This window comes from Streptomyces sp. 2A115 (genome assembly GCF_052245575.1).
In the GTDB taxonomy this organism is placed as follows: Bacteria; Actinomycetota; Actinomycetes; order Streptomycetales; family Streptomycetaceae; genus Streptomyces.
On sequence record NZ_JBQQCG010000153.1, the window covers coordinates 1 to 11,657 of the forward strand.

Annotated in this window: 10 protein-coding genes and 5 pseudogenes; 9 read left to right on the top strand and 6 right to left on the bottom strand. The window is 67.7% G+C overall.

The window, feature by feature from the left end:
- The 4 genes and pseudogenes from ACTWQR_RS54200 to ACTWQR_RS54215 all read left to right on the top strand — a co-directional run.
- A pseudogene (locus ACTWQR_RS54200) lies at positions 1-347 on the top strand (IS4-like element ISSav1 family transposase); the annotation flags it as partial.
- 248 nt (positions 348-595) lie between these two features.
- Positions 596-766: a hypothetical protein gene (locus tag ACTWQR_RS54205; protein WP_443234752.1), complete on the top strand. Its 171-nt coding sequence runs from the start codon at positions 596-598 to the stop codon at positions 764-766.
- Between the two features lie 262 nt (positions 767-1,028).
- Positions 1,029-1,270, top strand: a pseudogene (locus ACTWQR_RS54210) (transposase); the annotation flags it as partial.
- A 74-nt stretch (positions 1,271-1,344) separates the two neighbouring features.
- A pseudogene (locus ACTWQR_RS54215) lies at positions 1,345-1,557 on the top strand (transposase); the annotation flags it as partial.
- A gap of 6 nt (positions 1,558-1,563) precedes the next feature.
- On the opposite strand, the gene ACTWQR_RS54220 reads toward ACTWQR_RS54215, so the two are convergent.
- The gene (locus tag ACTWQR_RS54220) at positions 1,564-2,568 is read right to left on the bottom strand and encodes a DUF6215 domain-containing protein (protein WP_443234753.1); all 1,005 of its coding nucleotides are present in this window, start codon (positions 2,566-2,568) and stop codon (positions 1,564-1,566) included.
- Positions 2,569-2,883: 315 nt separating this feature from the next.
- Positions 2,884-4,275: a sporulation protein gene (locus tag ACTWQR_RS54225; protein WP_443234754.1), complete on the bottom strand. Its 1,392-nt coding sequence runs from the start codon at positions 4,273-4,275 to the stop codon at positions 2,884-2,886.
- Between the two features lie 302 nt (positions 4,276-4,577).
- On the opposite strand from ACTWQR_RS54225, the gene ACTWQR_RS54230 reads away from it, so the two are divergent.
- Together ACTWQR_RS54230 and ACTWQR_RS54235 are read left to right on the top strand one after the other, a co-directional pair.
- Entirely contained in the window at positions 4,578-4,832 is a 255-nt protein-coding gene (locus ACTWQR_RS54230) for a hypothetical protein (RefSeq protein WP_443234755.1), read from the top strand.
- Positions 4,833-5,421: 589 nt separating this feature from the next.
- Positions 5,422-6,741, top strand: coding sequence for a UDP-glucose dehydrogenase family protein (locus ACTWQR_RS54235; RefSeq protein WP_443234756.1), 1,320 nt, complete (start codon positions 5,422-5,424; stop codon positions 6,739-6,741).
- 282 nt (positions 6,742-7,023) lie between these two features.
- Here ACTWQR_RS54235 and ACTWQR_RS54240 read toward each other — a convergent pair whose 3' ends face one another.
- Together ACTWQR_RS54240 and ACTWQR_RS54245 are read right to left on the bottom strand one after the other, a co-directional pair.
- Entirely contained in the window at positions 7,024-7,203 is a 180-nt protein-coding gene (locus ACTWQR_RS54240) for a hypothetical protein (protein WP_443234757.1), read from the bottom strand.
- Complete coding sequence (locus tag ACTWQR_RS54245; protein WP_443234758.1) at positions 7,200-7,583, bottom strand: FAD-dependent monooxygenase; 384 nt, start codon at positions 7,581-7,583, stop codon at positions 7,200-7,202. Before ACTWQR_RS54245 ends, ACTWQR_RS54240 begins: the two co-directional genes overlap by 4 nt.
- Before the next feature lie 83 nt (positions 7,584-7,666).
- Between ACTWQR_RS54245 and ACTWQR_RS54250 the strand changes: the two are divergent.
- Both ACTWQR_RS54250 and ACTWQR_RS54255 read left to right on the top strand, forming a co-directional pair.
- Positions 7,667-8,356 (top strand): annotated as a pseudogene (locus ACTWQR_RS54250) (acyl-CoA dehydrogenase family protein); the annotation flags it as partial.
- A gap of 34 nt (positions 8,357-8,390) precedes the next feature.
- Positions 8,391-8,657, top strand: a complete 267-nt coding sequence (locus tag ACTWQR_RS54255; protein ID WP_443234759.1) for a 3-hydroxyacyl-CoA dehydrogenase NAD-binding domain-containing protein — start codon at positions 8,391-8,393, stop codon at positions 8,655-8,657.
- 251 nt (positions 8,658-8,908) lie between these two features.
- Here ACTWQR_RS54255 and ACTWQR_RS54260 read toward each other — a convergent pair.
- Positions 8,909-9,130 (bottom strand): annotated as a pseudogene (locus tag ACTWQR_RS54260) (transposase); the annotation flags it as partial.
- Positions 9,131-9,566: 436 nt separating this feature from the next.
- On the bottom strand, positions 9,567-10,142 hold the full coding sequence (locus ACTWQR_RS54265) for a CGNR zinc finger domain-containing protein (protein WP_443234760.1): 576 nt from the start codon (positions 10,140-10,142) through the stop codon (positions 9,567-9,569).
- Between the two features lie 103 nt (positions 10,143-10,245).
- Here ACTWQR_RS54265 and ACTWQR_RS54270 point away from each other — a divergent pair, with 103 nt between their 5' ends.
- Complete coding sequence (locus ACTWQR_RS54270; protein WP_443234761.1) at positions 10,246-11,418, top strand: epoxide hydrolase; 1,173 nt, start codon at positions 10,246-10,248, stop codon at positions 11,416-11,418.
- Positions 11,419-11,657: the final 239 nt, after the last annotated feature.

Genomic DNA, 11,657 nt, shown 5'->3' on the forward strand with positions numbered 1-11,657 from the left:
CCCGCTATGCCGCACCGCCTGACCAGGCACAAGTCCTGGGTGCCTCCAGGATCACCAGCATCAAAGTCACCGTGCACTCGTCCGCCGACCCCGGCCCCGACGGGCGTCGCGACCGCACGCTGCAACTTTTGCGCACCGCCCCTCTCCGCCCCTGGCGCGCATGTGAAATCGCTCGCGGCATCGGACTGGACGACGCCCAAGGACTACGTGCGGAACTGGGGCGCTGGGTTCGCGAGGCCATCCTTCGCCGCACCGGGCGAGGCATCTACATCCTCGAACCCGAGTGGCTCACACCCGACCTCCAAGACCCCGTCAACCCACCCTTGACAACGCCAGATCGCCCTTAACTCCGTGGTCTTGGGGTACTTCCGTGGTGCAGGCATCGGACCTGTGTTCTCCCATCTGCCGAGGCGATCATGCCTGGCTTCAGGGCCGCTACAAAATCCGGTTCAGCTCAGGTGGGAACCGTGAAGGGCAAGCAGGCAGAAAGCGTCGGCTCGGATCGCCAGCTTTGGGTTTGTGCGGTGAGGGGCGCTGACGGCACCGCCTCGTAGGGCAGGGTCAGTTACCCGCTGATGCCTCTGTCCGCCAGGAGTTGCCTGATGCGCGCGTCAACCTGCTGGCAGTCATAGCCCCGCCCCACGACCCGGAACGGAGGCGGGCCCACTGGCGGGTTGGCTTCAGGCAGGGCCTCGAGATAGCGGTCGACCTGATGGCGGTCATAGCCCCGCCGCACCAGATCGAAGCCACGGAACTCAAGCGGTGACGACACTTCGCGAGCCACTCCCTTACATCCGCAGGTGCGCGTAGGCGCGGAGCTCCGTGCCTACGAACCCGGCATTCGGTGGCAACGAACCTGCAGGTGATCAACCTTCGATGACCACGGTCAGACTTCGTCGTCACGAGACAACCAGTGAGCGATGGACGCGGCCACCGTTGATCATCGGTGTGTGAAGACGGAAAATCAGGCGGTGGCCGCAGATCACAGCGTAGACCCGGCCCGTTACCAGAAGGGGTTCGAGAGCCTCATGGGCCGGATAGCGGGGCGGTTTGCTCGGGTCGAACCCCGGCGTCGGGTTGCGAAATTGGTGCTCGGACTGCTCTCGGACTTGCCTCGCAAGAACTGTTGGACCATTGCCGAGTGGCCGGGGAGGCGACCTCGGACGGGATGCAGCACCTGCTGGCTCGAGCTTCGTGGGACGCGGACCAGGTCCGCGATGACGTGTGCAGCTACGTGGTGGATCACCTTCACGACGATCAGGGAGTGCTAGGGCGCGTATCGAGTCGTGATCAATCTGCGGGATTCGCCCTCGGAGCGGGGCCTGGACCGGTAGACGTTCTTACGTGACGCGAGTGCAAGTGACGGACGAGGAATGGGAGTTCATCGAGCCGTACCTGCCGATCGGCGAGTACGGCCCGTATCCCGAGCGACTGCGGCAGCAGTTCGAGGGGGTGATCTGGCGGTTCAAGACCGGCGGACAGTAGCGGGAGATGCCACAGGAGTTCGGCGCCTGGTCAACCGTCCACAACCGCTTCCGGCGGTGGCACGACGGCGGCGGGGTCTCATCGGACAGGCCGTTCGGGGATCGTCGGAAGAACCCTCTCAGCGACGTCGAGGAGAGCGCTGTCGTCAGGGAGGGCTCCGGACGTGCTCCACACGGTGATTTCGTAGTAGCCTCCCCGGTCATTACGGTCGAGGGCCACGGACAGCGTCCTGGCCAGGGGGCCTTGTTCGACCGGTCCGCCGGATCCGCCACTCCCGAGATTGATCTCGAACTTCATGGTGTGATCCGAGGAGAAGACCGCAGGCCTTCCAAGAACCGTAAGCGTTTTGACGTCCTTCTCATCCCCGAACTTCATCAGCTTCACGTACTGGTCAGTCGTCAGCTCGTTGTAAGTGGCCGAGACATTCACGGTGTACGTGTCGAACGTGACCTCGGCCTCCGGTTGGGCGACCTTCCCATCAGTCAGAGGAGCGGTGTTGCTGGTGCCGGAAGCAGTGGTCGCGATCTCTCCAGGAGTTCCAAGGAGCTTGGCCAGGTCTGGCCGGTTGAGCGCCTTGCACAGCTCTTCACCGGCCACAGGCTGGGGCGTCTCCTTGTAGGCCTTGGGTAGCTCCTCGTGTGCCCCGCCTGAACACGAGGCGGGCTGCGGGGCGTTGTCGTCGGACGGCATCATGCGTGGGGCCACCCACAGCGCGGCCGCGAGTGCCCCGAACACGGCTACGGCCGCGACGGCCTGGCCCCATGCGTTGTGATCCTTCTCCGGAGTGTTCGGGCCGGGACGCGGCCCGGTTCCGGGCTGGGGCTGGGGCTGGGCGGCAGCATCGACTGCCGCTCCGTCTGCGGAGGCTGTCGGACTCGGGTTTCGGCGTGCGCGCAGGGCCCGGATCACCGCGTGGACGCGTATTGCGGTGAACACGAGGAACACCACGCCGAGACCGGCCGCGATCCGATCGTGATCGTGGACGGCGAGATACATGATGCGTACGCCGAGAACCGATCCGACCGCGATGAGCAGGGGCTCGCGGACCCAGAACGGCAGGAGACGGAGGAGGAAACCGAGCATCCGGCGATCTCAGCAGTACAAGATCACATTCGCCATGATGGAAGCCACAGTTCCGGGTACGTGCAGGGCGTGCGGAGCACGAGACGCCGAGCCGGGATTCCAGGATCGCCATCGGGACGGGCCGCGGGTGCAGGCGCTTGCGGCCAGATCCTCGTCTTCGGCGTCCTCGCCGGGCAAGTCGCAGTGGCGCTCCGCGCCCGGCAAGCAGGATGCGGCCACGCTCCGCGTCACTGTCACCGGATGCGATTCCTCCCCGGCGTGAACGCCGAGCCTCCTCGCAAAAGAACCAGTGACGTCGGCGCCGGCTGGCCATGTTCAGGCGGCAACGCCGAGTTCGGTGCGGGAGCGGTGGAGGAACTCGCGGACGGCCCATTCACGCCGCCAGGGAGCGAGGGCGGCGTTGAATTCGCGGACGTAGTCCTTGGCGCGGGAGGACTGGACGCGGGCGAGGATGTCGACGGACCGGTGGCCGAGTTCGAGGCCGTGGTCGAGGTCGCGGGCCTGGAGGTGAGCGGTCCCGACGATGGCGAGCCGCATGCCGACGGAGCGGGTGAACACCCCGGTCGGCATCGCGGTGGCCTGCTTGTTCCAGCCGAGGGCGGCCTTGGGATTCTGCAGGTCCCGGAAGACCTCGGCGGCGTCCGCGGAGAGGCGGGCGTGGTGATAGAAGTCGATCCAGGCGGGCTCGTCGCCGCTGTCGTCCTTCGCCTGGCCCAGGAGGTGCTCGGAGGCTTTCAGGGCCTGGGAGGCGGCCCGGGGGTCGTTGTCGCGGGCGTGAGCGCGGGCCTCGATCAGCTTGGTGAAGGCAAGCACGCGGGGGACGGCCTGGCCCTTTGCCCGCTCATACGCGCCTTGGGCCATGTCCACGGCCTCGGACGCGAAGCCCCGCATCAGGGTCTGCATGGCCATGGTGGTCAGCACATAGCAGCCCAGCTGTACGTCGCCGCCCGCGCGGGCAAGGCGTAGGGCCTGGATGAAGTGTCGCTGGGCGGCACTGTGCTGGCCGACGTCGAAGGCTGTCCAGCCGGCGAGGCGGGACAACTGCGCAGTGACCGAGAAGAGTTCGCGGCCGATCTCGTCGGAGAAGCTGCCTTGCAGCAGCCGGGCGGCCCGGTGGTCGAGGCAGTGGGTGACGGAGTTGGCTTTCCAGTTCCCGCCGCCGTATTTGGAGTCCCAGCGGCGGGCGTCGTCGGCGGCCTTGCACAGTTCGTCGAGGTCGGCCCGGCCGACCTGCTGGCCGCCGCTGTGGTCGGCGGTCTCGTCCGCGGGGGTGACGAGCCACCGGGTGACGGGGGTGGTGAAGGCGGACGCGGCGAAGCCGGATCCGGCCAGGAAGTCGCGGCGGTTCACGGAGCTCCAGAACGAAGTGGCGAGGCGGACGGCGTCGGCGGGGTCCCTGGGGAAATCCAACCCCACGTCCGCGTCGGTTGTCTCCGCCTCGCCCATGCCGATCTCGCCCAGGCTGACGGGCCGGCCGAGCCGTTCGCCGATGGCCTGCGCCAACAGCTTCGGGACCGGCCATTTCGGCGTCATCCCACGCCTGCACCAGTTCGCCACCGAAGTATGTGAATAGTCCGTCTCTATCCCGGCCGAATGGGCGAGCTGGTTGACGCGCAGGGCCAGGGACTTGTGGCTCGCGCCGCTGGCTTCGATGAGCCGGGCCAGGTCCGCGTTCGGCGGACGGGTCCGGCGGGTGGTCGATGCCACGACCTCTCCCCTTGCCGGTCTCCTGGAGCGCAGCCGACTCGAGCAGACGGCTGAGCACATGAGTCTGTACTCGCCTGGGGGCGAAGAGTCGTACACGTTCCGTGGGTTGGGCCACCGAGGGTATTGCCTTCCGGCTCGCGATGAACCCCGTCTGCGAGTTGTGAGCCCCCCTGCGAGCCCTCCCCGTACATCGGCCGGGCGGCTGTGATGAGAGCCCAGACCGCTGCCGGGACTGGATGGCTCTCCTTCTGGCGGCGGCCGCCGCCAAGGCACCACCACGGACTCGGGGGTGAACCAGAGATGTGCGGAATCGCAGGCCTGGCCGGAGCGGACGCCGTCCGACACGAGCGCACGGTCGGTGCCATGGGCGCCTCGCAGGCCCACCGCCGCCCGGACGGCACCATGCACGCCGCCTCCAGCGACGGGAGGGCGGTGCTGGCCATGAACACGCTGCTGTCGGCAAGCTGTTCCTTGCCCGCGACCGGCTCGGCGAGAAGCCGCTCTACTGGCGCCTGGACGGCGGCCGGCTCGCGTTCGCCTCCAGGTCACCACCCTGACCGGCTGCGGCAGTGCCCCGCTCGTCCTGCGGCCCGAGGTGATCGCGATCGAAACGCCGGCCGGCGTCGACACCCCCTTTCAGGGGCATCCAACTGCTGGCCCCGGCCACGCTGCTGGCCTTCTACATCGCCAGTGGCTCCTTGGACCAGCACGCCTACTGGAGCCTTCAGGCCCCGACAACCCTTCACCGGCACCTCCAGCGGGGCCCTCGCGAAGTTCTCCTTCGTCCTGGCCGAACAGGTCCGGCTACGGGCCCCGGCCTGCGACTTCGCGTCTTGCTCTCGGACGGGCTCGATTCGTCGGTGCTGGCCTATCTGCTGCGGCCGCCGGTCTGTGTCCATCCGCTACCCGGCACAGGACCGGCTCGACGAGTCGCAGATCGCGGCCCAGATCGCCTCCGACATCGGGGCCGAGCTGGTGGTGGTCGAGCCGGACCACGTCGACTTCACCAATTCCGCACGATCCCGCCGTTCATCCGGGACGGGATCAACCGCTATCCGGCCGCCCATCCCGCCTGAGCGCCCCGCCCTTCGAGGGCGGGGCAGAGGTGGGGCTGTCGGCGGCCCTCACCTCGCGAAGGAACCCGTCATGAAGCTCACCGTCGTCGGCTGCGGCTACCTCGGCGCCACGCATGCGGCCTGCATGGCCGAACTCGGCCATGAAGTTCTCGGCATGGACTGCGACGGGGAAAAGGTCGCCGTCCTGAACTCCGGCAAGGCCCCGTTCTTCGAACGCGACCTCGACGGCCTCCTCACCAAGCACACCGCAAGCGGCCGGCTGCGGTTCACCGCCTCCTACGCCGAGGCCGCCGCCTTCGCCGAACTGCACTTCATCGGTGTCGGCACCCCGCAACAGCCCGGCGAGCACGCCTACGACCTCACCCACCTGTTCACCGCCGTCCGCCAGCTCGCACCCCGCCTCACCGGCCCGGCGGTGGTCGCGGTCAAGTCGACCGTCCCGGTCGGCACCGCACCCCGCATCCGTGATCTCCTCCACGCTTACGCGCCGGCCGGGGACGCCATCGAGGTCGCCTGGAACCCGGAGTTCCTGCGCGAGTCGTTCGCCATCGAGGACACCCTCCGCCCCGACCGCCTCGTCCTCGGCTTCGACACCGAGGACTCCTGGGCCGAGACGGCGCTGCGACAGTGCTTCGAGAAGATCATCACGGCGGGGACGCCGACGATCGTCACCGACTGGGCCACCGCCGAACTCGCCAAGGCGTCCGCCAACGCCTTCCTCGCCACGAAGATCTCCTTCATCAACGCCATCGCCGAGGTGTGCGAAGCCTCCGGCGCCGACGTCGGACAGCTCGCCGACATCCTCGGGCACGACGCACGCATCGGCCGCCGCGGCATGCGGCCCGGCCTCGGCTTTGGCGGCGGCTGCCTCCCCAAGGACATCCGCGGTTTCATGGCCCGCGCCGGCGAACTCGGCGTCGACCAGGCCCTGACGATCCTCCGCGAAGTCGACGCGATCAACAACCGGCGCCGCGAACGCATGGTCGACCTCGCCCGCGAACAGGTCGGCGGCACCCTCGCCGACCGGCGGATCACCGTCTGGGGCGCCGCCTTCAAGCCCGACACCGACGACATCCGCGACTCCCCCGCCCTCGCCGTCGCCCGCAAGCTCCACGAGCTCGGCGCCAGCGTCACCGTCAGCGACCCCCAGGCCCTCGACAACGCCCGCAAGCTCCACCCCGAACTCGGCTACGTCGACGACCCCATCACCGCCGTCCAGGACGCCGACCTACTCCTGCATCTCACCGAGTGGCCGCAGTACTCCCACGTCGACCCGCACCGTCTCGCCGCCCGCACCACTACCCCGAAGGTCATCGATGGCCGCGGCACCCTCAATCCCGCCATCTGGCGCGAAGCCGGCTGGACCTTCCGCGCCCTCGGCCGCCCCTGAGTCCCCCACCACCGCCTGCGGACCCGGCCATGGTTAAGCAGCGGAGCGCTCCGCCGACGAGCCAGGGGCCCAGCAGAGTGCGGTTCAACTCGCCGCGCCTTGGGTCGTCCTCAGGCGCCCCGTGCCGTGCAGCTGCCGGCGAGCAGCTGCGAGCAGGAGGCCGGTGTCGCTTGTTGCAGGAACACCGCCGAACACGTAGTGGTCAGGGCGAGCGAGCACCGCTTCGCACGAGTGTCGACGCATCCACGCGTCCAGGACGTGCTCTTCCTCGCGGTATTCGTCCTAGCCGGCCGGCGTCTCGGCGACCAGACGGACGACGCGGATCGGAAATCCGCCTTCCGCCCGGTGCGCGCGCACAGCCGACTCGGCTGAAGCTGCGTCCGTGCCGTGCCGGATCACCAGCCGGAAGGTGCTCCCGGTGAACTTGTCGAGCAGCCCGGTCCTGCCCCGGCTGTCAGTCACTGTCGGTTGCGGGAGGTGTCTCCACGCGCGGGGAAACGTTCCGGTGCGAGGAAGCCTGCCAGCAGTCCGGGGATCAGGGACTGGCGGATCGTTCCTTCCGGTGTGGCCTTCAGTTCTGCCAGCAGGTCTGCGTCGCGCTTGGCGGCGGTGGCCTCGTCGCGCTCGCAGATGACATGGCCGAACTCCTTGGCGACGAGTGTCACGTGTCGTACGTGCGAGGCGCGCTCGCGTTGATACGTGTCCAAGAGACGTTCGGAGGTGTCGCCACGCAAGTGAAGGGCCAGCTTCCACATCAGGTTGGACGCGTCGCGGATCCCTTGGCACATGCCCTGCGCCAGGAACGGTGGTGTCATGTGTGCGGCATCGCCCAGGAAGAACAAGCCCTGCGTGCGCCACTGCTGGAGGACCAGGGCATGGAAGCGGTAGGTGGCCGCTCGCCACAGGTCATAGTTCTCGGGAACCCCTCGACGGGCGCAAGATGTGGATCACCAACGGCTCCGTCGCCGACGTCGCCGTGGTCTGGGCCCGCACCGACGACGGCGTCCGCGGTTTCGTCGTCCCCACCGACACCCCCGGCTTCTCGGCGCCCGCCATCCACCACAAGATGTCGCTGCGGGCCTCCGTGACCAGCGAGCTCGTCCTCGACTCCGTACGACTGCCGGGTGCGGCTGTCCTGCCGGAAGTGCGGGGGCTCAAGGGCCCGCTGTCCTGCCTCAACGAGGCCAGGTACGGCATCGCCTGGGGCGCGATGGGCGCCGCCCGCTCGGCCTTCCGGACGGCTCTGGCCTATGCGGGCGACCGGGTCCAGTTCGACCGCCCGATCAGTTCCTTCCAGCTGACCCAGGCCAAACTGACGGACATGGCCCTGGAGCTGGCCAAGGGCACACTGTTGGCGTTCCACCTCGGCCGCACCAAGGACGACCGTGGGCTGCGCCCCGAGCAGGTCAGCTACGGCAAGCTCAACAACACCCGCACGGCTCTGGAGATCTGCCGCACCGCCCGCACCATCCTGGGCGCGAACGGCATCTCCCTGGAATACCCGGTCATCCGGCACGCCAACAACCTCGAGTCGATCCTCACCTACGAGGGCACCGTCGAAATGCACACCCTCATGATCGGCCAGGCCCTGACGGGGCAGGCGGCCTTCCGGTGAGCGGTGCACTCCTGCCCGGAAGGACATCCGCAAGGTGGGTGTCATCGGGCGCGGTCTGATCGGCGCGGGCATTGCCGAGGTCTGCGCCCGGGCCGGTCTCCACGTGGTAATCCACGAGGTGAACGAGGATGCGGCCAAGGCGGGCCTGTCCCGGATCACCGCCTCGCTGGACCGCGGCGTGCGCCGCGGCGAACTGCCCGGCGCGGAACGTGATGCCGCACTCGCGCGCATACGGGTGAGCACCGACCTCCGCGACCTCGCCGACAGGGACGCGGTCGTCGAGGCGGCAACGGCTGGCTGAAGGCGCACATTCCTCGCGCCCAACACACTCAGTGGCCTCAAGATCCTCGGGCGCTGCGACCGCTCACACACCAAGGTCCGGTTCAGCGTCCGCACCGCCGCCACCACATGCGTCGAATCAGTCCACTGCCGGCCACCGGCCTTCAGCAGGCCCAGCCCACGTAGGTGTTCCAGCACCAGCTCCAGCGTCGTCCGTTCCAGTCCCTGCTCGATGAGACGGGAACGGAACAGGCTCAGCACGGAGGCTTCGAACCCGCGATCGTCCAGTTCCAGGCCGAGCAGAAACTTCCAGTCAACCCGGGTCCGTACCTGGTCAGCGGCCTGTCGATCGGTCAGCCTCTCCGCGTACTGCAACACCGACATCAAAGCCAACGCCCCTGGCGAGACAGCCGGACGTCCCCGGACGGCAAACACCCCGGCGAACACCTCGTCCTCAAACAGCGGGCCCAACGCCTCCCGAACCCGCACCGCCATTGTCCCCGCTCGGGAACGCTGCCCGCACCACCCGGGCCGTCAGCTCCTGCACCCCACGATCAGCCCGTGGGTCCAGCGACATCTCTCTCGGCCCTCCCACCCACGACCACAACAATCGCGGAGGACCAACGACCCAGCTCTGCTGGAAACACGCATTCATCCGCAGAGTCCTGAAGGCCGGGATTCCCTGCGAAGAGCAAGGATGGACATCTTCCGGGAACGCAGGTGCAGGCCGACATCACCCGCGATCCCGCCCCAAAGCCTGCCCGGATGGCACCTGAAACCGGCTATGCAGCCAGGACAGGCACGAAGCCCTGGGCAGCCGCCCGTGCTCTGCCGCAACGTCCGTATGTGGCCCACAAGCCCGTTCACCTGCGCGATCGCCTGATTCCCGCCGAGAGCAGGGACGCGTCGGTCCGCTTCGCCCTGCCGACCATCACTCCGCTGATCTGGGGTTTTTGCGCTGGTTGGCATTGAAGCGCGCCTTCTTCTGACGATTCCCGCACGTGTTCATGTCACACCATTTGCGGGTGCGACTTTGACTGGTGTCGAAGAAGGCGGCTTGGCAGGTTGGCGATGCGCACAAGGCCAATTTTCCGTCTCGTTCGCCTGCGATGATGCTGATCGCGTCGGCGGCGATCACGCTGAGGGCATCTTCCACGCAGGAAGCCGAGCTGAGCCGCCATCGCCGCTTGCCCTCGGGCGTCAGGATGGCGGCGGCCCGACCCTGAGCGCTGAAGTCGTTGATGACTTGGACAGCAGACGCAGGCAGGGCGTCCTGGAGTGCGGCCGCTGTCGCGGCGGCGTGAATCGACTCCCTCAGTTCCCGGGCGAGTTCGAGCTGGGCGGTGGTGCAGGAGTCCACGGCGAGGCCGTTCACTGCCAGCCAGTCGACGAGTCGGTGCGGCGTGGGAATGCGCTCCACAGCGTCGCCATGACGCTCCGACAGAGTCCCCGTGAAGCTGGTCGCCAGCACATTGCCGAGGCGGAAGTCAGGGAACCCAGTACGCATGGAACCACCTTAGCTGGTTGCACGCTGACATGAAGGCTTGGTAGAACCGTCTTAGACGGTTCGCTATGGGTCGTAGCCGGTTCCGCGATGGCCAGGAGGTCTCATGCCCTGTCCGACCAGCGACGTGCAAGCATTTGAATTCCACGCAACCGACGCCGACCTCGACGATCTGCGCGCGCGACTGGCCGCCGCGCGGTTGCCGGAGCCCGAGACGGTCCATCGCGCCGCGCCCGACCGTCGCCGATGGGAACAGGGTGTCCCGCTCGCCGACATCGTCGATCTCATGAACTACTGGCGCACCGGGTACAACTGGCGGTCGTTCGAAGCGCGCCTCAACCGGATCGGCCAGTTCCGCACGACCATTGATGATCTGGGAATCCACTTCCTGCACCGTCGATCCGCGCGCGCAGATGCCACTCCTCTGGTCCTGACGCACGGCTGGCCGGGCAGCATTGCCGAGTTCATCGATGTGGTGGACGAGCTGGCAGATCCGAAAGATGCGGACGCGCCGGCGTTCCACGTCGTGATCCCGTCACTGCCAGGCTTCGGCTACAGCGACAAGCCGGCCACCACCGGGTGGGGAACCGAAAAGATCGCGGCCGCATGGGTGGAACTGATGGGAAGGCTCGGCTACAGCAAGTTCGCAGCCCACGGCGGTGACTGGGGAGGCAATATCACCACAGTTCTCGGCGGCAGGTTCCCGGCGCACGTGCTTGGCATCCACACCACGTTCGCGGAGGGACCGCCCGGGTTGACGACGGACGGGCTGACGGCGGTCGAGCGCAAGTGGACCGAGGAAACCCGCCACTTCTGGCGCCACCGCGCGGCGTACGCGAAGCAGCAGGCGACCCGGCCGCAGACCATCGGCTACTCGCTCGTCGACTCACCAGTCGGGCTTCTGGCCTGGATCCTTGACAAGTTCGCCGAGTGGTCGGACACCGAAGACAGCCCGTTCGAGACGATCTCCAGAGACCGCGTTCTCGACGACGTCACCCTGTATTGGCTGACGCGGACCGGCGCATCAGCGGCCCGTATCTACTACGAGAGCCACAACTCGCTCGATCCCGAACTTCGGGTCGACGTCCCGTCAGCAATCACGGTGTATCCCCGCGACATCGAGAAGTACCCGCGCCCCTGGGCACAGGAGCGGTACCGGCAGATCGTCCGATGGGTGTCGCCGGAATTCGGGGGACATTTCCCGCCGCTGGAGGTTCCCGGGTATTTCGTCAAAGATCTGCAGGAGGGCCTCGCGGCAGTGCTGGCCGCTCATCGGTGAACGCGGCTGGGTGCCGGCACTCGGTCACCGCCTGATCCGGCTCAAGGCGTTGCCCGACGGCTTCTTGGCCGAGTTCATCGAGCCGGCACCCGCGACGTCTTGCGCGACTTGAGGTCGTGTCCCTCGTCGTGGTGTTGGGGATCAACTGGCGGGCGCGTTCGGGGTGTTGGGTAGCGCGGGGGCGCTTTCGGGGAGTTCGCGGTAGATCTCGCTCATGCTGCCTTCGGGGAGGTAGCGGC

Bases quoted from the DNA above. Each gene is read 5' to 3' on its own strand.
- ACTWQR_RS54265 (WP_443234760.1), bottom strand. From the start codon at position 10,142: ATGCGTACTGGGTTCCCTGACTTCCGCCTCGGCAATGTGCTGGCGACC.
- ACTWQR_RS54220 (WP_443234753.1), bottom strand. From the start codon at position 2,568: ATGCTCGGTTTCCTCCTCCGTCTCCTGCCGTTCTGGGTCCGCGAGCCC.
- ACTWQR_RS54270 (WP_443234761.1), top strand. From the start codon at position 10,246: ATGCCCTGTCCGACCAGCGACGTGCAAGCATTTGAATTCCACGCAACC.
- ACTWQR_RS54235 (WP_443234756.1), top strand. From the start codon at position 5,422: ATGAAGCTCACCGTCGTCGGCTGCGGCTACCTCGGCGCCACGCATGCG.